The 20,834-nt window shown below is 62.3% G+C and carries 19 protein-coding genes and 1 tRNA gene; 12 read left to right on the forward strand and 8 right to left on the reverse strand.

Going from position 1 to position 20,834, the window contains the following annotated elements:
• The first annotated feature begins 2 nt into the window (after positions 1-2).
• From andAd to andAa, 3 genes are read left to right on the forward strand one after another with little or no spacing between them, the layout of a single operon-like run.
• The gene (gene andAd, locus P0D70_RS12900) at positions 3-476 is read left to right on the forward strand and encodes an anthranilate 1,2-dioxygenase small subunit AndAd (protein ID WP_408184765.1); all 474 of its coding nucleotides are present in this window, start codon (positions 3-5) and stop codon (positions 474-476) included.
• Between the two features lie 10 nt (positions 477-486).
• The gene (gene andAb / locus P0D70_RS12905; protein ID WP_408184766.1) at positions 487-810 is read left to right on the forward strand and encodes an anthranilate 1,2-dioxygenase ferredoxin subunit AndAb; all 324 of its coding nucleotides are present in this window, start codon (positions 487-489) and stop codon (positions 808-810) included.
• Entirely contained in the window at positions 800-2,017 is a 1,218-nt protein-coding gene (gene andAa / locus P0D70_RS12910; RefSeq protein WP_408184767.1) for an anthranilate 1,2-dioxygenase system ferredoxin--NAD(+) reductase, read from the forward strand. Before andAb ends, andAa begins: the two co-directional genes overlap by 11 nt.
• Positions 2,018-2,271: 254 nt before the next feature.
• On the opposite strand, the gene P0D70_RS12915 is transcribed toward andAa, so the two are convergent.
• The gene (locus P0D70_RS12915) at positions 2,272-3,177 is read right to left on the reverse strand and encodes a LysR family transcriptional regulator (RefSeq protein ID WP_408184768.1); all 906 of its coding nucleotides are present in this window, start codon (positions 3,175-3,177) and stop codon (positions 2,272-2,274) included.
• A 130-nt stretch (positions 3,178-3,307) separates the two neighbouring features.
• On the opposite strand from P0D70_RS12915, the gene P0D70_RS12920 reads away from it, so the two are divergent.
• The 7 genes from P0D70_RS12920 (at position 3,308) to P0D70_RS12950 (ending at position 11,811) form a co-directional block, all read left to right on the forward strand.
• Positions 3,308-4,696, forward strand: coding sequence for a M20 family metallopeptidase (locus tag P0D70_RS12920; RefSeq protein WP_408184769.1), 1,389 nt, complete (start codon positions 3,308-3,310; stop codon positions 4,694-4,696).
• A 46-nt stretch (positions 4,697-4,742) separates the two neighbouring features.
• Complete coding sequence (locus P0D70_RS12925; RefSeq protein ID WP_408184770.1) at positions 4,743-6,047, forward strand: MFS transporter; 1,305 nt, start codon at positions 4,743-4,745, stop codon at positions 6,045-6,047.
• A gap of 3 nt (positions 6,048-6,050) precedes the next feature.
• Positions 6,051-7,196 (forward strand): aminotransferase class V-fold PLP-dependent enzyme, encoded by a 1,146-nt coding sequence (locus P0D70_RS12930; RefSeq protein WP_408184771.1) that lies wholly within the window; start codon positions 6,051-6,053, stop codon positions 7,194-7,196.
• 119 nt (positions 7,197-7,315) lie between these two features.
• Entirely contained in the window at positions 7,316-8,440 is a 1,125-nt protein-coding gene (locus P0D70_RS12935; protein WP_408184772.1) for a cupin domain-containing protein, read from the forward strand.
• A 19-nt stretch (positions 8,441-8,459) separates the two neighbouring features.
• Positions 8,460-9,173, forward strand: coding sequence for an SDR family NAD(P)-dependent oxidoreductase (locus P0D70_RS12940; RefSeq protein WP_408184773.1), 714 nt, complete (start codon positions 8,460-8,462; stop codon positions 9,171-9,173).
• Between the two features lie 13 nt (positions 9,174-9,186).
• Positions 9,187-10,422 (forward strand): dienelactone hydrolase family protein, encoded by a 1,236-nt coding sequence (locus tag P0D70_RS12945; RefSeq protein ID WP_408184774.1) that lies wholly within the window; start codon positions 9,187-9,189, stop codon positions 10,420-10,422.
• A 207-nt stretch (positions 10,423-10,629) separates the two neighbouring features.
• Positions 10,630-11,811 (forward strand): porin, encoded by a 1,182-nt coding sequence (locus P0D70_RS12950; protein ID WP_408184775.1) that lies wholly within the window; start codon positions 10,630-10,632, stop codon positions 11,809-11,811.
• 211 nt (positions 11,812-12,022) lie between these two features.
• Here the strand turns inward: P0D70_RS12950 and P0D70_RS12955 are convergent, their stop codons facing one another.
• The 6 genes from P0D70_RS12955 to P0D70_RS12980 all read right to left on the reverse strand — a co-directional run bounded on the left by P0D70_RS12955 (position 12,023) and on the right by P0D70_RS12980 (position 18,417).
• Positions 12,023-13,423, reverse strand: a complete 1,401-nt coding sequence (locus tag P0D70_RS12955) for an MFS transporter (protein ID WP_408184776.1) — start codon at positions 13,421-13,423, stop codon at positions 12,023-12,025.
• 97 nt (positions 13,424-13,520) lie between these two features.
• Entirely contained in the window at positions 13,521-15,095 is a 1,575-nt protein-coding gene (gene mhpA / locus P0D70_RS12960; protein WP_408184795.1) for a bifunctional 3-(3-hydroxy-phenyl)propionate/3-hydroxycinnamic acid hydroxylase MhpA, read from the reverse strand.
• Between the two features lie 5 nt (positions 15,096-15,100).
• Complete coding sequence (locus P0D70_RS12965) at positions 15,101-15,973, reverse strand: fumarylacetoacetate hydrolase family protein (RefSeq protein ID WP_408184777.1); 873 nt, start codon at positions 15,971-15,973, stop codon at positions 15,101-15,103.
• 50 nt (positions 15,974-16,023) lie between these two features.
• Entirely contained in the window at positions 16,024-16,935 is a 912-nt protein-coding gene (locus P0D70_RS12970; protein WP_408184778.1) for a VOC family protein, read from the reverse strand.
• Positions 16,936-16,946: 11 nt separating this feature from the next.
• Positions 16,947-17,972 (reverse strand): amidohydrolase family protein, encoded by a 1,026-nt coding sequence (locus P0D70_RS12975; protein ID WP_408184779.1) that lies wholly within the window; start codon positions 17,970-17,972, stop codon positions 16,947-16,949.
• Positions 17,973-17,991: 19 nt separating this feature from the next.
• Positions 17,992-18,417, reverse strand: coding sequence for a GlcG/HbpS family heme-binding protein (locus tag P0D70_RS12980; RefSeq protein ID WP_408184780.1), 426 nt, complete (start codon positions 18,415-18,417; stop codon positions 17,992-17,994).
• 167 nt (positions 18,418-18,584) lie between these two features.
• Between P0D70_RS12980 and P0D70_RS12985 the strand changes: the two genes are divergently transcribed.
• Both P0D70_RS12985 and P0D70_RS12990 read left to right on the forward strand, forming a co-directional pair.
• Positions 18,585-19,307: a GntR family transcriptional regulator gene (locus P0D70_RS12985; protein ID WP_408184781.1), complete on the forward strand. Its 723-nt coding sequence runs from the start codon at positions 18,585-18,587 to the stop codon at positions 19,305-19,307.
• A 184-nt stretch (positions 19,308-19,491) separates the two neighbouring features.
• The gene (locus P0D70_RS12990) at positions 19,492-20,595 is read left to right on the forward strand and encodes a porin (protein WP_408184782.1); all 1,104 of its coding nucleotides are present in this window, start codon (positions 19,492-19,494) and stop codon (positions 20,593-20,595) included.
• A gap of 106 nt (positions 20,596-20,701) precedes the next feature.
• Here the strand turns inward: P0D70_RS12990 and P0D70_RS12995 are convergent.
• A tRNA-Sec gene (locus tag P0D70_RS12995) sits at positions 20,702-20,794 on the reverse strand.
• Positions 20,795-20,834: the final 40 nt, after the last annotated feature.

The raw sequence follows: 20,834 nt of genomic DNA on the forward strand, positions 1-20,834 counted from the left end.
ACATGGAAGCGATGAAATTGTGGTTCGAATTGCACATGCTGCAGAACCAGTACATCAGCAATCTCGACAACGACCGGCTCGAAGCATGGCCGACGCTATTCACCGAGGACTGCACGTACGAGATCGTGCCGAAGGAAAACGCCGACATGGGGTTGCCGATCGGCATCATTCACTGCACGAACCAGCGCATGCTGCGCGATCGCGTGGTGTCGCTGCGTAACGCGAACATCTATGAAGACCACACGTACCGGCATATGACCTCGGGCCTCGTCGTCACGGGAGAGAAAGACGGCGTGATCGAAACCGAGAGCAGCTACGTGGTGGTGCAGACGCGTGCGAATGGCGAGTCCGACGTGTATCAGGCGGGCAAGTATTACGACTGCGTGGTGCGTACGCCCGAGGGGCTGCGCTATCGCAGCAAGCGCGTGGTGTACGACACGTCGCGCGTGCAGACGCTGCTCGCCACTCCGATCTGAAGGAGCCCCTATGGAACAGACACTCGAAAACTGGCAAACCATCGGGACACTCGACGATTTTGTCGAAGGCGAACCGGCTGCCATCATTGCAGGCGAGCGGCAAGTCGCGGTTTTCCGGCTCGGCGACGAAGTCTTCGCGCTGAACGATCTATGTTCGCATGGCCACGCGCGTCTGTCGGACGGCTATGTGGAAGACGGCTGTGTCGAATGTCCGCTGCATCAAGGGCTGATCGATATTCGCACTGGCGCGCCGCGTTGCGCACCTATCACCGAGCCGGTGCGTGCGTTCCCGATTCGTGTCGTCGATTCGCGGGTCGAGATTCATGTCGACTGATCGGCATGTGATCGTGGGCGCGGGCCATGCCGCGCGGCGCGCGGCGGAAACGTTGCGCGAACGTGATCCGAACGCGCGGATCGTCATGCTCGGCGAGGAGCCGCATGCGCCATACGACCGCCCGGCGCTCTCGAAAGACGCCTTGCTCGCGGAGGGTGGCGAACAGAGGGCGTTCATTCGCCGGCCAGACTGGTACGCCGCACATGATATCGAATTGCGGCTGGCGACCACGGTCGAGTCGATCGACCGTGCGCGCAGCGAGGTGAGGTTGCGCGGTGGCAGTCCGATCGGATACGACAGGCTGCTGCTTGCAACCGGGTCGCGCGTGCGCAGATTCGCCGGACCTGTGGATCACCGTGTGCCGCTTTACTACGTGCGCACACTGGCCGACTCGCTGGCGCTGCGAAGCGCGCTCGGGTCGGGCAGGAAGGTCGCGATTCTGGGCGGCGGTTTTATCGGGTTGGAAGTTGCCGCTTCGGCGACTCGGGCGGGTTGCGAGGCGACGGTGATCGAGCCGGCGGCGGCACTGCTGCAACGATCGCTGCCGCCAGCGGCGGCGCGTTTCGTCGCAGCACTTCACGCGCGGCACGGCGTGACGCTCAGGCTCGACGAAACGCCGTTGAGCATAGGCTACGAGAATGGCCGCGCACTGATTGAAACAGATCGTGGGACGCTCGAGGCAGATATCGTCGTGGTAGGGATCGGCGTGTTGCCCAACGTCGAACTGGCGCAAGAGGCGGGGTTGCAGGTGGACAACGGCATTGTGGTGGATGCCCGGTGCCGCACGGCCGACCCACGTATTTTCGCGGCGGGTGAAGTGACCATGCATTTCAATCCGCTGCTGGGTCGTCACGTTCGGATCGAGTCGTGGCAAGTGGCGGAAAATCAGCCAGCCATTGAAGCGGCGAACATGCTTGGCGTTGCGCAGGAATACGTCGAATGGCCGTGGCTTTGGTCCGATCAGTTCGACTGCAATATCCAGACGCTTGGCACCATCGATGCGTCGCACACGCTGATCGCGCGCGGCGACACGCATAACGGCCCGTTTAGTCTGCTCGCGCTCGACGCGGACAGGCGTTTGCGCGCGGTGGTCGCGATCAACTCGGGTCGGGATATGGGCGCCTGCAAGCGGCTCGTTGCGTCCGGCAAGGTGCTCGATCCCGCACTGCTTGCCGACCCTGCAGTGGGTCTGCGATCGTTGCTGTGACGTGAGGAAGGTGTGGCGATGTCAGGCGCGAAATTGCTGCATTCGCTCACGACGGCGCCGGTTTTCCGAATGCGCCCGGAAAAGACGCTCGGCCATTCGATCAGGTCTTCGGCCTGCTCGTCGAAATCGACCCGCGACACATTCTTGAGATTGTTGCGAAAGAAGCGGCTGTCCTCGCGGAGGCTGGCCCCCGATCTCCAGCTATTTGCCGTTGCTGTCATAACCGGATTTTCGGGTTGGCAGGCCATTCCAAACTACGATTGCCTCAAATCGTGAACGATCCAATCGAGACATGACTGTGCAAGCTCGTCGAGACTCCGTCCGGCAAGCGTCAGCACCTGAAGACGGCGCTGCGTCAGAAGCGGATTGTCGAATGGAATGGCCTTCATTCGATCCACGGCAAGTCGCTTCGCGACGGAAACGTAACCTGACGGCATGATCGCCTCCGGCACCGCCAACTCGAAGCGGTACAGCGCGGCGACATACCGGCTCGTCATCAGCGGCGTGATCTCGACATTCTCGACGTTGCAGGCGATGTCGAAGAGCTGTCGATTCGTCGTGCCCTTATCCTGAAGCAATACCGGGTACGAACTGAGATCCTTGAGCGCGATCTTCGTCTTGCCCGCAAGCGGATGCGTCTCGTGCATCAACGCCATGACCGGCGCGCGCTGCGTGAACTGCACAACGACACCCGGTTCGGGTTTGAAGCTGAATGCGAGCGCGATCGACGCCTCTCCCGACAGAATCATCTGGCTGGCGCGCTCCGACGGCACGACTTCAAGCTGAATCGCGACATCGGGATGGTCCTGGCAAAAGGCACCCAGTGATACCGGCAGAAAGTCGAATGCAAAACCTTCCGTGCAGGCAATCGTGAGCGTGCGCGCTCGCCGCCTCTCCTCGCCCTGAATTTCGTCGAATACGGCCTGCGCATCGGAAACGGTACGTTGCGCGTGACGCAACAGCAGGCGTCCCGCATGCGAGAGCACCATGCCGCGCGCATGACGCTCGAACAGAGGCACGCCGATATCGCCCTCCAGCTTGGCGATATGGCGGCTCAGCGCCGACACGGTCAGGCCGAGCTTCTCGGTAGCGGACGTGAGCGAGCCCGCCTGGGCCACGACCGAAAAGTAGTAAAGCGATGGCTCCATCAACTTGCGCATGGCGATGCTCGGAACGCGGGGAACCGATGAGGTTTGACGTACTCGCAAATGTACCTTGTTTGATTGCGAATACAAAAACACTTCGACGCGGCTAATCTGCATGCAGCCGATCAAAAAACACGCAACCGATATGTCCCGACAAAGCGCCATCACCCAAGCCCACTCGCACTTCGACAGCGGTGCCTTCCTCGACACCCTTAGCCGCCGCGTCGCGCTCGCAACGGAAAGCCAGCGTGCCGACGCCGCACCGCTCCTGCGCCGCTACCTTTCCGAAGAGATCGGAAGCCAACTGGGCTCACTCGCCTTCACCTACGAAATAGTGGAAAACCCGGTGTCCGGCATGCCGCCATTTCTCGTCGGAGAACGCATCGAATCGCCGGAATTGCCGACCGTGCTCCTGTACGGGCACGGCGACGTCGTCGGCGGAGACGCGGCCAACTGGAGCCATGGCCGCTCGCCCTGGCAAGTAAAGATCGAGGGCGACCGGTGGTACGGACGCGGCATCGCCGACAACAAGGCGCAGCACTCAATCAACCTTGCCGCCCTTTCGGCTGTCTTCGCGGAACGCGGCCAACTGGGCTTCAACGCGAAGATCATCTTTGAGATGGGCGAGGAAGTCGGCTCGCCGGGACTCGACGCCGTTTGCGCGACCTTGCGCCAGCGACTGCGCGCCGATGTATTGATCGCCTCCGACGGCCCGCGCCAGCGAGCCGCTTCGCCGACCGTGTTCCTTGGCTCGCGTGGGGCGCTGCATTTCCGGCTGGCGCTGACCAATGCGTTCGGCGCGCGCCACTCCGGCAACTGGGGCGGCGTGCTCGCCAATCCGGCGACCGTGCTCGCGAATGCGCTCGCGAGTCTCGTCGATGGTCGCGGCCGTATCCGCATCAACGGCCTGTTGCCGCCCGCCATTGCGCCGCAGATACGCGCGCGCGTCGCGCATCTGGAAATCGGCAACGACGAGGGCGATCCGCCTCTGTCGCCGAATTGGGGCGAACCCGGTTTGACTCCCGCGGAGCGCGTCTTCGCGTGGAACACGCTCGAAGTGCTTGCGATGCAATCAGGCAACGTCGCCAACCCTGTCAGCGCGATTCCGCAGTCGGCTGAAGCGGTGTGTCAATTGCGCTTCGTCGTGGGCACGGACTGGAAACGCGCCAGGGAACTGATCGAAGCGCATCTCGCGCGGGAAGGCTTCGATGGCGTCGAAGTCACCATCGAGGCATCGGGCGCGGCAACGCGCCTCGATCCAGATAACCCTTGGGTGGCGTTCACCGAACGGTCCATAGAAACCTCGACCGGCAAACCGGTCACCCTGCTGCCGAACCTCGGCGGCACGATCCCGAATGAATCGTTCGCCGACACGCTCGGACTGCCGACCATCTGGATTCCTCATTCGTATCCCGGCTGCCGTCAACACGCGCCCGACGAGCACGTGCTCGCGCCCGTCATGCGCGAAGCGCTGGAACTGATGACCGGCGTCTTCTGGGATCTCGGCGAGCCCGGCGTGCCCCTCAACCGCTGACCGCTTTCCTCATCCCGACCTTTACCCCTCACCCGGAACACACACCATGGATTCGACTGTCATTGACGATGACGTGCGCCACCCGGACCCGAAACCCATGCGGCGCCTGATCGTCGCGACGAGCATCGGCAACGCGCTCGAATGGTTCGATTTCGCCGCGTACGGATTCTTCGCCGTCACCTTATCGAAACTGTTCTTTCCCGCGCACGACGAAACCGTCTCCCTGCTCATGACGTTCGGCACCTTCGGCCTGTCGTATGTGTTCCGGCCGCTCGGCGCCCTTCTGCTCGGACGCTATGCGGACCGGCGCGGACGCAAGGCCGCGCTCCTCGCCGCGCTCGCGCTGACGACCGTTGGCACGTTCATTTGCGCCGTCATTCCGACTTATGCGCAGATAGGGCTCGCCGCGCCGATCGGCTTGATGGCCGCGCGCATTCTCATCTCCTTCTCGACTGGCGGCGAGTTCGGCAGCGGTACCGCGCTGATGATCGAGCAGAAGAGCAAGCGCAAGGCGTATCTCGCGAGCTGGCAATTCTCGAGTCAGGGCATGAGCACGGTGCTCGCATCGTGCGCGGGTCTCGCCCTCAGCACGCAATTGTCGCCGGCGCAGATCGAGTCCTGGGGATGGCGCACGCCGTTTCTCTTCGGGCTGCTGGTCGCGCCGGTAGGCCTGTACATCCGCAAGCATATCGACGATACGCTGCCTGGCGCGGCACACGGCTCGGCTCATGCCACGGCACGCAATCAACCCGTGCGCGAGCTGCTCGCGCATTGCAAGGGCCGCATTCTACTGGCCGCGGGCATCATGGCCGTGTCGACGGCCGCGAGTTATCTCATGATCCTTTACATGCCGACGTACGCGGTCAAGCAACTGCATCTGCCGGCATCAACAGGCTTCGCCGCGACCGTCGTCACCGGCGCCATCCTGATGCTGTTCACGCCGATCATGGGCCATCTTGCCGATCGCTACGGGCGCAGCCGCATGATGCTGCTCTCTGCCGTCGCCACGCTCCTCACGATCTATCCATGCTTCGCCTGGCTGTTGTCGAGCCCGTCGTTCTCCGTGCTGATGACGATCATGGTCCTTGCGGGCGTGTTGAAGGCGATCTACTTCGGCCCGCTCGCGGCGGTGTTGTCCTCGCTCTTTCCGACCCACATGCGAAGTACAGGCCTTGGATTCAGCTACAACATCGGCGTGATGGTGTTCGGCGGATTCACACCGTGGCTCGTCACCGCGATGATCGGCGCGACGCACAACCCGCTGTCGCCGGCGTTCTACCTGATGGCGTGCGCGGTTTTGAGCCTCGCCTGCATCGCGATTTATCACTACAAGCTCACCAAGCACATCTGAAACATGAACGACCCTCTGAATGACCTCACATCCGATTTCAGCGGCTGGCTGATGTATCACTCGGTTGGCGTCTATCCGGGCCACCGCGAAGCGATGAAGCAGGCGCTCGCGGACTTCGCCACGACATGGTGCGCACCCGACGACACACGCTGGGACGCCGCCCTCGCGGCACGCGCAAAACTGTTGTCGGACTGGGCGGCGCTGATCGCCGCGCCGGACGCGAACGTATTCGGCGCACAGAACGTGACCGATGCCTTCGCACGTTATCTCGACGGCCTCGCGAACGACGTTCTGCGCAACCGCACCGTGCTGGTCGCGGCGGACTGCTTCCCGAGCCTGCATTTCCTGCTCTCGGGCCTGGCAGAGCGGCGCGGCTTCACGCTTCGCACCGTGCCGGTACGCGAAGGCGAAGATTACGTGCGCGACGAAGACTTCATCGAAGCCTGGAGCGGCGATGTCGCGCTCGCTCTGGTCACATGGGTGTCCTCGCTGACCTCGAAGCGCGTGAACCTTGCCGCGATGTGCGAGCAGGCACGCCGTCGCGGCAGCTTCGTGGCGCTCGACGTGACGCAGGGCATCGGCATTCTGCCATTCGATCTGAAAGAGACGCCTTTCGACTTCGTGTGCGGGTCAACGCTGAAGTGGCTGTGCGGCGCACCCGGGACCGGCTTGGGCTATATCGCGCCGGACACGCTGCAAAGAGGCGCCAAACCAGCGGTGCGTGGATGGTTCAGCCAGGAAGATCCGTTCAACTGGAACATCGACGCCTTCACGTATGCCTCGGATGCGCGCCGCTTCGATACCGGCACGCCCTCAGTGCTGCCGTTCGTCGCATCGCAGCCGGGCATGACGTGGATGCGCGCCCAGCCCAAGGGCAGCGTGCGTGCGCACAACCTTGAACTGTGTCATGCGCTGATCTCGCTCGCCCACGAAAAGGGTTATCGTCTGCTTTCCCCACGCGCCGACGACGAACGCGGCGCGAGCATCATGGTCGAGCCGCCCGCGCATCTCGATGCGGCGAACATTGTCATTCAACTGAAGAGCGCGGGCCTGTTCGTCGATTCGCGCGGCCGCACGCTGCGTTTTTCTCCGGGCGTTTGCTCGACGCAAGCGGGCCTCGCGAGACTGGCGCAATGTCTGCCACGCTGATCACAGCGCGCACCTTCTCGCGGGCGCCGCGGCGCATGGGTATTGCCTGCGTGCTGACAGGGCCGCCGGGCTGCGCGAACCGCTAGCCACCCGCCCTTTCATCACTGAGACGAATTTCCATGACCTCATCCTCTATCAATCGCGCTTCCACCGACGCCATCATCGAAGGCGTGCGCGGCATCGTCATGCCGATGCATTGCACCGATTTGCCCACTACGATGCAGTTCTTCATCGCTCGCCTGGGATTCAGGCTCGACGCGATCTTTCCGGCCGACGCCCCTCGCACCGCCATGCTCTCGCGCGACGGCTTCACGTTGCGACTCGGACTCGACGTGGTCAATGGCATCGACACGCTCCAGGTGCTCTGCGACGATCCCGCGCAAATTCCTGGCGAAACGCGCGAAATCATCGCCCCGAATGGCGTAACGGTGCGTCTCGTGAATGCCAGCCCGCCGATGGTGCTGCCGCCCACGCGTCAACAGTTGGTGTTGTCGCGTATGGACGGCGACGCGCACTGGAGTGTCGGCCGTGCGGGCATGCGCTACCGCGATCTGCTCCCCGAGCGGCATGGCGGCGCGTTCATCGCATCGCACATCCGCATTCTCCAGGGCGGCCCGGTGCCCGATTACGTGCATTTCCACAAGATCCGCTTCCAGACCATTTTCTGCCGCAAGGGCTGGGTGCGCCTCGTCTACGAAGGACAAGGCGAGCCTTTCCTGCTCGAAGCGGGCGACTGCGTGCTGCAGCCGCCGGAGATCCGTCATCGCGTGCTGGAAAGTTCGGCGGGCGCGGAAGTCATCGAGCTCGGCAGTCCCGCCGAGCACATCACGATGGCCGATCATGCGATGACGTTGCCCTCGACTGTCTACGACCCCGAGCACGATTTCAACGGTCAACGCTTCGTGCGTCATGTCGCGAAGCAGGCGACGTGGACGCCGTGGAAATCCCCCGGATTCGTGGTGACAGACACGGGAATCGGCGCTGCGACACAGGGCCTCGCCGGCGTGCGCGTGGTTCGTCCGCAAGGCGAAGGACAGGAGGCATCGCGCATGCACGACACCGAGTTCTGCTTTTTCTTCGTGCTAGCAGGCAGTCTCGAAGTCGTTCAGGGCAACCAGACCTGGCATCTGCGCGCCGATGACAGCATCGCGATTCCGGGCATGTCGACTTATGCATTCCGCCGGTGCAGCGCGGATCTCGAACTGCTTGAAGTCACGCTGCCGGCCGATTTCTCACTCGTTTAAAGGTCTGGAGAAGCTTCCCATGATCGATCGCCATACTATCGCCTTCGTCTCAGGCGCGAACCGCGGCCTTGGGGCGCAGTTCGTCGCGCGGCTGCTTGCGCGTGGCGCCGGCAAGGTCTACGCCGCATCGCGCGGGGGTCTTGTCGAACACGATGATGCGCGTGTGATTCCAGTCACGCTCGATATCACCGATGAAACGAGCGTGGCGAATGCCGCACGTCTTGCCGGTGACACCACGCTGCTCATCAACAATGCAGGCGTGAACCACCAGTCCGCATTTTTGTCGCCGTTCGCAGTCGAGCATGCCCGCACCGAGATCGACGTCAATTTCCTGGGCACGTTGCGCATGGCACGCGCGTTCGCACCGGTTCTGATCGGCCGGCGCGGCGCGATGATCAACGTGTTGTCGATACTTGCGCGCGTCAGTCTGCCGGCAATGGGTTCACTGTGCGCATCGAAAGCGGCTGCGCTACGCCTTACCGAATCGATGCGCGCGGAACTCGCACCGCATGGCGTGAGCGTGCTCGCCGCGTTGCCCGGCGCCATCGACACCGACATGAGCCGCGACTTCGACGGCCCGAAGCTCGATCCCGCCTTTAGCGCCGATTCGGTGCTCGACGCCTTGACGGGCGAAACGGGCGAGGTCTATATCGGCGCGATGGCGCAAGGCCTCGCGCAAGATCTGGCGCTCGACCGTGCCGCGACGCAGGCGCGAATTCTTTCCTTACCTTAAGGCGGACGGCAACATGGGTTCCTATATTGACATCGACAGTCACGACGGCCGGCGCTTTCGTGCTTATCACGCGACGCCGGCCCAAGGGTCCGCACCGGGCATCGTGCTGTTACAGGAAATTTTCGGCATCAACGGCTATATGCGGGAGATGGCGGATCGCTTCGCGGAAGAAGGCTATGTGGTGCTAGTGCCGGATCTGTTCTGGCGTATGAAGCCGGGTGTCGAACTGGGCTACGGCGAAGCCGACTTCCGTGAAGCGCTCGGCTACAACGAAAGACTCGATGTCGATCTCGCGATAAGCGATATCGGCTCGACACTGAAGGCCTTGCGCGCACTGCCGATGCTGGCTGGCAGAGTTGGCGCGATCGGCTACTGTCTCGGCGGCAAACTCGCGATGCTTGCCGCCGCACGACTCGATCTGGATTGCGCCGTGAGCTACTACGGTGTCGGACTCGATGCCTACGTCGACGAAGTTCCGTCGATTCGCTGCCCGATGCTGTTCCACTTCGCCGGCGAGGATGCCCACTGCTCACCGGATGCGCGCGAAACGATGCTTGCAGCGTTCGCCGACCGTCCGCAACTGGATGCCCATGTATATCCGGGCTGCGAGCATGCCTTCGCGACACCGGGGCGCCCACACTTCGACAAGCCCGCAGCAACGATGGCTTACTCGCGCACGGTCGCGCTATTGCGCGGCACGCTGGGGCCGATTCACGACCTGAACATGCTTTGGGAGCGTCACTGCTACTATGAATTCGCGACCCGTGACGTCGATGCCATTATGCCGACGATGGTCGCGCAACCTTATGTCAACCATGTACCGACCATGACCGGCGGTGTCGGTCATGACGAACTGAAGCGCTTCTATCGCTATCACTTCGTGAATTCCAATCCGGAGGACACGCGGCTCATACCCATTTCGCGCACGATCGGCGCGGACCGCATCGTCGACGAATTCGTGTTCTGTGCGACGCACGATCGCGAGATCGACTGGCTGCTGCCGGGCCTTGCGCCGACGGGAAAATACTTTGAGGTGCCGATGCTCGCGGTCGTCTGCTTTCGCGGCGACAAGCTCTATAACGAGCATATCTATTGGGATCAGGCTTGCGTGCTCGTGCAAATCGGTGTGCTCGATCCCACCGGATTGCCGGTTAGCGGAATCCAGACCGCGAAGAAGTTAATCGACGAAACCCTGCCGACGAATACGCTCATGTCCAACTGGCCATCGAGCGAAAACAAGCCGATCTGATCTGGCACTGCCCCCGAAAGGCGCGTTGTCCGCATGCGGCAACGCGCCTTTCGTCATTTGCGCCGCAGTATGAAGCGTTGCGATTCCCGCAAATGCAGCTTGATAGATTTCGAATACCAGAATGTTTTGACGCAAGTAATGTTGCATGAGCGGTCAGTGCTGCTTGAACCCCATCCTCAATCGATCCTCACAACCCACTACTTCGCCATGCTAATCAAAATCAAGACGTTATCCGCCACCGCATTGATCGCTGCATGCGGTGCCGCCCACGCCAACGCCAGCTCTGTCACGTTGTACGGGTTGATCGACTACGGCGTGAATTACACGAGCAATAGCGCAGGCGGGCGCGTGATCGGCGGCGCGAGCGGCATCATGCAGGGCTCGCGGTGGGGCTTCAAGGGCGTCGAGGATCTGGGCAGCGGACTATCGGCCATCTTCCAACTCGAGAACGGCTTCGACCTCGGCAAAGGTACGGCCTTGCAGGGCGGCGCGCTGTTCGGCCGGCAGGCCTACGTGGGGCTGTCAAGCAAGACATACGGCACAGTGACGCTCGGGCGTCAGTACGATTCGCTCGTGACCTTCGTCGAATCGCGCATGAACTCCGCGAATTACGGCGGCGGCACGACCGCGCACCCGGGCGATCTGGATAACCTGAACAACAGCAAGCGCGTGAACAACTCGGTCAAGTACACGAGCCCCGAGTTCAGCGGCTTGACCGTGGGCGGCGTGTATGGTCTGGGCGGCCAGGCTGGCGACTTCGCGCGCAACCAGATCTGGTCCGTCGGCGCAGGCTATGAGTACGGCGCCTTCTCCGCGGGCGCCGCATATATGAACGTGCGCAACCCGAATCAGTCGTTCTTCACCGCCACACCGACCAATGTGGCAGGCTCCGCTCTCAACAACATGACGGCGAGCCCTGTCTACAGCGGCTACGCGTCGGCGCACTCGTATCAGGCCGTCGCCGCCGCTGGACGCTATACGCTCGGAGCGGCCACGTTTGGCCTCGTCTACAGCAACGTGCAGTTCAAGAATCTCGGCGACACTTCATCCGGCTCGAATCCGTTGCGGCTCACGGGCACCGCGAAGTTCGACACCGGTGAATTCAACCTCACGTACTTCTGGACGCCGTCCCTTGCCAGCGAGTTCGTCTACAGCTACACGCATGGCTCAGGGGCGGGGACCATCGGCAGCTCGGCGTACAACAACCTCTCGATGTCGCTCGACTACTACCTGTCCAAACGCACCGACATCTATGTCCTCGGCAGCACGGAGTTCGCGAGCGGCACCGATTCCACCGGTCACGCGGCGCGTGCGACGCTCAACGCGCTGACAGCGTCATCGACGAACCGGCAGACCTTCGTCCAGTTAGGGATTCGGCACAAATTCTGACGTATCGTCAAGCACATCGTGTAGCAAGGTGAGCGCAGATGTCGGTCACCGCCCTGTTTCACTAAAGCGGAGCGGTGGCTACGCGAATTCCGACAGAGTCCGCCATGAACCAACTGATCGATCGTCGGCTCTCAATATAGCAACGGCCGCGTCGACGGCGGCCGCATTGTTTGTTGCCTGCTTCGTTACACCCACAGGGCAGTTGAAACCCTCAGCCAGTTGCAGCGCCGTCGCGCACGTGGGCGGGCGGCGCAGCTTCGCCAGCGGTGGCTGAGTCATGGTCGGTCGTGGCGGGCAGCGAAGCAATTTCCACGCGTCCCAGCGAAATCACGATGGCCGCCAGCACCAGCGATCCGGCAAAGAGCGCGAACGTGTAGAACGGATCGGGATTGACCGACGCGACCACGCCGACGATCACCGGCCCAAGTATGCCACCCACGCGGTTCAACCCGACGGCAACCCCCATCCCCGTGCCGCGCACTTCGGTCCGATAGCTCATCGCCTGATAGTTGTTGAGCACTGCCTGTGCGCCGAACACGAAGAAGCCTGTCGCTGCGATCAGCGCAATCGCTTCGGGCTTACCGAGCATCGTCGTCAGACTGCCCATGAAAACAGCCGCCAGGGCGAAGCCGATGATCATCGCGCGAATCCGGCTGCGCAATCGGTCTGCGAGCCAGCCCATCGAGATGCCGCCGAACACCGACGCAATCATCACGAGCGTCCCATAGCCGAACGCCGACGACACACCCTGCCCTTTGGCCACCACGAGCGACGGCAGCCACCCGGTCAAACCGTGAATGCAGAACAGGCTTAGCGAACCGACGATCCAATGAACGATCGTATTGCGACGGTATGTCGGCGACAGCAGTTCGCTTATCGCCCCTGCACGCGCGGCGTTGGCCATAGGCAGGATGCGGGCTTGCGCATAGTCATGCGCCTTCTCCGGGCGTGCCTTGCAAAGCAGCGTTAGCACCTCGTCGTACCGGCCGCGCAGGGTGAGATATTGCGCGGATTCCGGCAGCCATTTCATGGCCGCAAGCGCGACCCCGGCGGACAGCAGCCCGACGAAATACAGCGATTGCCAGCCGAACAACGGTGTCAGCGTAATACCTGCGATGCCCGCAAAGATGCCGCCCGCGGAAAAGCCGAACTGGAATACCCAGGTAGCAAACGTATTGGCGTTGCGGCGCGGCGCCCATTCGTTGATGCAGGTTAGCGCGAGCGGCGTAACCATGCCGAGCGCGGTACCGAGCACCAGCCGGACCACCGCGAAACTCAGCGCAGAATCGACTACGGTGGCAAGCAGGCCGCTGGCCGCCGTCAAGGTCCACAGTGCGATCAGCATCACCTTGCGTCGGCCGATCCGGTCGGCGAGCAGTCCTTGCAGCACCGAGCCGACAGATAGGCCGACAATGCCGCTCGACAGCATGATGCCGATCATCGACGGGGACGGATGCCAGAGCTTGCGGATCAGAGGAATGACGTAGGCGGCGTTGAACAGATCGTAGCCGTCGAAGAACATGATGAACGCAACCAGGACTGCGAAGCGCAGATGGAATTTCCCGACACGTGCGTGCGCAAGTTCTTCGCGCACATTGATGAGCGTAGCCAAGATTGTCTCCGTTAATTTTTTCAGGCGTCGCTTCTGTCTGCGACTTGGCCTTCATTCTTCCCGGCCGGATGGCCGCACGAAGCGGCCATCCGGATGCTTATCCGCGAAGGGTTGCTTCCAGTTGCGCGAGTTCGGCTTCGAGTGCGCTCGCGCTACCTGCCACGCCATACACGTAATGATCGGGGCGCACGATCGCCGCACAGCAGCCCTGCCGATCGAACCAACCCGCCAGTACGCCATCGAGTTCGATCAACGCGGGACGCCCGTTTTCGATCACGGCATGATGCACGTCACCATCGGGCGCCAACGCGATCAAACGTGCACCGAGCCTTTCAGCCGCCGCGTGCACCTGTTGCGTTGCCGGCGCGCCGCCAAGTGTTACCACGCGCCAGCCTTCCCCCACCACGACGTCGAACAGCGCATGCGCGTCGCCATGTGCGACACGGGGCTGCGGAAACAGAGTCCCGTTGGCCGCGTGCACGTGCCCGGACAGCAGACCGCCTTCCAGCTTCGGCACGATCTCCTGACGCGTGATGGTCTTGATCACACCGCCCGCTTCACGCAGAAGACGTGCATCGCGCTCGCGTGCCGCCACGGGATCGCGCTCGCAGATCAACCGGCCGATATCCTTGATTCGTGAGGTCAACTGTTTGACGTGCGCACTGCGTTCGACCTGATACGTATCGAGCAGCGACGGCGCCGCGTCTTCGCGCATCACCGCGTTCAGCTTCCAGATCAGATTGACGACATCGCGTATGCCCTGGCACATGCCTTGGCCGATGAACGGCGGTTGCTGGTGAGCCGCATCGCCCGCGATAAAGACCCGGCCATGACGCCACTGTTTCGCGACCAGCGCGTGAAAGCGATAGCTGGCGGCGCGCCATAGTTCGCCATCAGCCTGCGTCAGCCAGCGGCCCAGCAGCTTCCACACCTGCTCGTCCTGCTGCATCTCGCGAGGATCTTCGTCGGGCATCAACATGATCTCCCAGCGACGATGTCCGCCCGGACCGACAATGTAGGTGCAGGGCCGCGATGGTTCGCAATACTGGATCGCAACTTTCGGCAGCTTTTCGATGCCCTGCTCGTTGACGCGCACGTCCACCACCAGCCACGGCTCGTCGAATTCGAGGTCTTCGTAGCCGATGCCGAGTTGCGTGCGCACGGTGCTCGACGCCCCATCGCAACCGATCAGATAGTTGCAGGTCACCGTGCGGGCCGCGCCGGTATCGTCCTTCAACTCGACCGTGACGCCGTCAGCCGTTTCCTCGAAGCCGACCAGTTCGGTGCCGAGCGCCACTTCCACGCAGTCGTAGGCACTGGCATGCTCACGCAGCGCAGCCTCGACGGGCGGCTGGGTGAACACCATCGTCGGCGTATAACCAAGCGGGTACGGCCTGGGCACCGTGTCGATCCGTTTGATCAACTGACCGTCCACGCCGTAATACTCCGACGGCGGAAACACGGCCACGTGTTGCGCAATCTCATCGACGACACTCAGGCCCTGGAACACCCGCATGATCTCGTGATCGACCGCGATCGCGCGTGGCTTGTCATACACGGTCCGCGAGCGATCGACACATAAGGTGCCGATGCCCAGTTTGCCCAGCAAACCAGCGGCCACCGCGCCCGATGGACCGAAGCCGACTACGACTACATCGAAATGGCTCTTCATCGTGCTCACCGCGCCGTTGCTTCGTCCTGAACCGTGTTCTGCAGGCGGCCCACGCTTTCGATGTCGACCTCCACCCGGTCACCGTGCTTCATGAAGACCGGCGGATTGCGTGCGAAGCCCACGCCCGCAGGCGTGCCCATCACGACGACGTCGCCCGGTTCGAGCGTCAGACACTCGCTCAGCAGTTCGATGGTTTCGGCGACGCCCCAGATCATGTCGGACGTGTTCGCCTGCTGCATCACCTCGCCGTTCAGGATCAGGCGCAGCGACAGACCTGCCGCTCCCGGCGGCAGTGCGTCGGCGCTCACGAGCCACGGACCGAATGCGCCCGTGTTGTCGAAGTTCTTGCCGATCGTCCATTGGCTCGTGCGCTTCTGGTAATCGCGTACCGAGACGTCGTTGAAACACGAATAGCCGAACACGTAGTCGAGTGCCTGCTCGCGCTTGACGTGGCGAGCGCGCTTGCCGATCACCATCACCAGTTCCGCTTCGTAGTCGAGCTTGTCGGAGATCTGCGGGCGAATCACCGGGTCTTCGTGCGCGATCAGCGACGATGCGCCGCGGAAGAAAATCAGCGGATAAACCGGCTTGAGATTGCCGCCTTCTTTCGCGTGGTCGTAGTAGTTGTGGCCGAGGCAGACGATCTTGCCCGGCTCCGGCAGCACCGGCGCAAGCGTCAGCGACGCATACGGCACGCGATGGTCCGAACCCGCCGCGATGACGCGCTTCGCGGCCGCGACCACGTCGACGCCGGCCTTGAGGGCGGCGCGCAGGTCTGCGGGCACTGACGGATCGGCCTTGTTCAGGTCGACCACGTCGTCGCCGTCGATCACACCGAGGCGAGTCGTGTCGCCGGATTTGAAGGTAACCAGTTTCATTGTCTATTCCGAGGATTGAATGATGTAAAGCGGTGCGTCGTGCGCACCGGTCATTTCCGTGCAGAAGCAGATGCGTGGAAGAAGATCGATTTCTGGGCCGCTTTCATCTTCTCGGATGGTGGCTTGCCGATACCCCACTGATCGATCCGGCCAGGCGGCCATTTCCAGTCGTCGGGACCGCCGGTGCGATAGGTGTCGTCCACCTGCTGCACTTCGGCGGTGTATTCGATGACGAAGTCGAACGGCCCCAGGAAATACGCGAATGCGTTGTTGCCAGGACCATGACGCCCCACGCCCCACTCGATCGGATAGCCCGCGTCGTTCATGCGGCCACCGCCGCGCATCACCGAGTCGAGGTCCGGCATCAGGAACGCGATGTGATTGAGCGTGTTCTCCTGCGAGTCCGCGAGCGCGATGCTGTGGTGATCGCTGCAGCAACGCATGAAGGCCATGATGCGCGTGCGATCCGACAGGCGGAAGCCGAGCGCCTTCTCGAAGAACGCCTGCGCCACCGACACGTCTTCGCTATTCAGCACGACGTGCGTGATCTTGATGGGACGGTCCTTGATCGGCTCGTCATTCGCATGACTACGGTCGCCCGCGATGAAGCGCAGCACGCGGCCTTGCGGGTCGAGTGCTTCGAGCAGCGTGCCGCCGCCGGGCATTTGCGTCGGCGCCGGACCGGTCAGCACCTTGCCGCCATGCTCCGTGACAGCGGCGGCGATCGTGTCGAGGCTCGCCACTTGCGCGACGCTGAACTCGATTGCGCGTACATCGGCGCGTTCGCTTTGCACCAGCGTGAGGATGTGGTGCGCGGCACCCGTGCCACGGAAATACACCGCGTTGGGCCGGCGCGTCAGTTCCGTGAGATGCCATGTATCGGTGTAAAAACGTGCGGCTGCTTCGAGATCGGGCACGCCGATTTCGATGCCTCTCAAGCCTGTGACAAGGCACTGGTTCATGTATTGCTCCATCAACTGATTGCCAGAAACGCCTGAGCGTTTCGATAGATGAGGCGTTCGACAGTCGGCTCGTCGAAGTGCATCGACTCGATCTGTCCAACAGGATTTTTTTCGCGGAACGCGAACGGGTAGTCGGTGCCGAGCATAAGTTGCGATTCGCCAAACAGGGCGAGCAGGTGGCCAAGCGTGGCCGCGTCGAACACCAGCGAGTCGTAATAGAGCTTGCGGGCCTGTTCGACGGGCGACGCCTGCAAACTTTCACGCAGTGGGCCGAATACCTCGCTCGCCCGTTGCAAGCGGGGCAGCAGCAAGCCAAGCGTACCGCCGCCGTGACTGAATGCAATTCGCAGTCGCGGACGCCGCACCAGCAGATTGCTCGTGATGACCGACGCGGCGGCAAGACCGACGTCGGTGGGATAAGCGAGCGCCTGCAGCAGTTGTGCGGGTCCGACCAGGCGATCTTTGCCGGTCGGGCGCAAGGCGTGGACGAACACGGCGGCGCCGAGCGATTCGGCGGCTTCGAAGAAGGGATCGAACTGCGCCGCGCCGACAGGAACGCCATTGATATTGCTGCCGATCTCGACGCCCGCGAAGCCTGGCGTCTGCATCAGCCGTTCGAGTTCGCGGATCGCCAGATCGATGTCCTGCAACGGCACTGCGCCGAGGCCCAGCATGCGCCCGTCGCTGTCGTCCACCATCGTTGCAATGACGCCGTTCATGTATTGCAGCAGGGGCAATACGTCGTGCGCGGTCATCCAGTAGGAGAGCAACTCGGGCATCGGCGAGATAGCCTGAATCGCCACGCGCTGGTCGTCCATGTCCGCGACGCGTTTGCCGGTATCCCAGCAGCGGTCCGACACCGTGCGATAGACGCTGCCGTCGATCATCACGTGACGATGGCACTCGTGCGCCGCCGCCATCGACGGCCAGTCGCGCGGCACCTTCGCACCGAGGTAGCGCGGCAGATCGGCCGGCACGACGTGGCTATGCACGTCGATGCCGCGACATCGGCATGCGTATTTCAACTGGGAAGACATGGCGACCTTGCTTGCAGACTTAACGATAGGACAGCGCTGCGGCGCAAACGCCGTCGATGCAGATCTGCTCGTCTTCGTCACCTGTGCCGCCGCTCGCACCGATCGCGCCGAGCACGGCGCCGCTCGCCGAAGTGATGACAATCGCGCCGGTCTGCGGCACGAACTTCCCGGAGCTTGCTGCGCCGATCGCGCTGAAGAACACGGGATTGTCTTTCGCGCGCTCCAGCAGTGTGCGTGACGCGACGCCCATGCCGAACGCCGCCGCGGCTTTTCCGTGGGCGATATCGATGCGCAGAGCGGTCGCACCGTCCTCGCGACTCGTCAGCTTGACGAGACCCGCTTCGTCGAGCACGACGACCGCCATCGGCCGAAAGCCGTGGCGACGCGCGCTGGCCAGCGCCTCGGCGACAATCCGGTTGGCTACATCCAGGGAAACGGTTTCCATTTTCGAGCTCACGACATCAGGTTGAGAGCGATCATAATATATACAAAACGTCAAAGTCCAACGTTTTGTGTATTGTTATAGGGAAACCCCTTACTCGCTATCGTTTTTAACGCGGCACAGGGCTTCGGATATACTTCCGAGCAGAATGATCTACTTGGAGGTGTTTCTTGTCCCGCATCATTGCGACTCCCGGAGCCAGTACGGGCATGGCGGGCCCGCCGGCCGCCACGCTCGCGACGAACCTGTATGACCGCATTCGGGCGGACCTGCTCGACGGCAAGCTGGAGCCTGGGCGCAAGCTGCAGATCGAGTTTCTGTGCGATCACTATCAGGCGGGGCAAACGCCCATGCGCGAAGCGCTAAACCGGCTCACTTCGGACGGGCTGGTCGAGCGCCGCGACCAGCGCGGCTTCGCGGTAGCAGGCATCAGCGCCAGCGACCTGCGCGAAATCACGCGCACCCGCTGCTGGCTCGAAGAGGTGGCGTTGCGCGAGGCATTTGCGACACGCTCGGTCGAGTGGGAAGAACAGGTGGTGCTGGCCTATCATCGGCTGTCGAAAATACCCCGTTCGCTCAGCGAGAGCGAATACAAGGAAAACCCGGAATGGGAGCGGCTGCATCGCGCTTTCCACCGCGCGTTGATCGGCGGCTGTCAGTCGCGCTGGCTGATCAACTTCTGTGAGCAGCTTGCCGACCAGCTTTACCGCTACCGCCAGTTGTCGGTGCGTCGCGTCTACCCGAAACGGCATGAGCGCGAGGAACACCAGGCGATGCTCGAGGCGGTCGTTTCCGGCGATGCCGCCACCGCAATCGAACTCGTCACCTCGCATTACCAGAAAACCGCCGACATCATCCTCGCCGACGCGGACCTCTTCCCGCCGGTCAACTAAGCCCTCTTTGTCCACAGCCGGGTCATCGCGCAAGCGAAGGCCCAGCTCGCGCACGCGTACGCTGCACCCAATGCACGAATTGTGGATTTCCCTGGCTTTGTATATTTTTTGTTGACCTTCGATTCTTTCTACACAAAACTCCTGAAAACCAAAAACGGCCGCAGCGCGGCCATCAGGAGACAAAATGAAAATCAGACAGGCGGCGCTGTCCGCACTTGCAGTGACCGCAGCATCGGTGACTCCTTCGGCTTTTGCTCAAAGCTCGATCACGCTTTACGGGATCATCGACGCCGCTGTGCAATACGCGAACACCGGCGGTCATACGGTGGTCAGGCAGGACTCAAGCTCCGTTGCGCCGTCGCGCTGGGGGCTGACCGGCACGGAAGACCTGGGCGGTGGCTACAAGGCGATTTTCAAGCTGGAAGACGGCTTTAATGTGAACACCGGCACCATCGCGGGCAACGGGGCGCTATTCAACCGGGAAGCGTGGGTGGGAATCCGAGGCCCGTTCGGCCAGATCCAGATGGGCAACAACTACACGCCGCTGTTCATCACCTATGTGAACTACTCGCTGGGTGAACTGAACACGCTGGCCTGGGGCAATGCCGCCAACAACTACGTGTTCATTCCGTCTGCCCGCACGGCCAACTCGGTGCGCTTTACGTCAGCGGTGGTGAGCGGCTTCACGCTGCGCGCGTTGTATGCGCGTGGCACCAACGGCGCGAGCGGGGTGCCCGCTTCACTGGGCGACACAGCGTCGGCGGGTCTGAACTTCAAGGCCGGCAGCTTTTCGGCCGATGCGGATTATCTTCAGCAACGGTTTGCGCCCACCGCCACCCTCACACCGACCACCAGCGTACAGACCGGCCGCTACTATCTGTTTGCCGCTTCGTACGACTTCGGCTTCGTCAAGCCGTCCGCGCTCTATCAGATGCATCGAAACGCCGGGGGGCTCACCACGTCGATTTCGAGCGCCTTCGCGTCGCCGGATCACGATTTTTATGAAGTGAATGCGCTGTTTCAGAATGTGTTCGGCAGCTTCGGCTCGGTGCTGGTCAGCTTCGGCCAGTACATCCTCAAATCGAATGGTGACGGCGACTCGACTTCGTACGCGATCCGTTACGACTATCACCTCTCGAAACGTACGGGCGTCTACGCGGGTGTCGCCGAAGTTCGCAACCATAGCAAGGCGTCGTTTTCGGTGAGCAACGCGGGCGGACCCGGCATTTCGGTTGCTGCGGGCAAAAACATCACAAGCGGGATTGTCGGGCTCGTTCACATGTTTTAGTCGAAAGGTTGGACGCCCGCAGTCAGGTGATCGTATGTGCATTGCATGAGACGCACTGTGCCGCCGACTGAGTGTAGCCTGACAGAACGCCAGCAGGGCGTTTCGGCGGAAGGCAGCCGGAGTCGAACCGACCTGAGAGCGTCTGACGCCCTCAACTGGGTTTGAAGCCCAGCCGCACCACCGGATACGAATGCCTTCCTACGGTGATTGAACTACACGTCGCCGATCAAAATCGACGA

Origin of the sequence: Paraburkholderia sp. RL17-381-BIF-C (assembly GCF_046026435.1) — a bacterium.
In the GTDB taxonomy this organism is placed as follows: Bacteria; Pseudomonadota; Gammaproteobacteria; order Burkholderiales; family Burkholderiaceae; genus Paraburkholderia.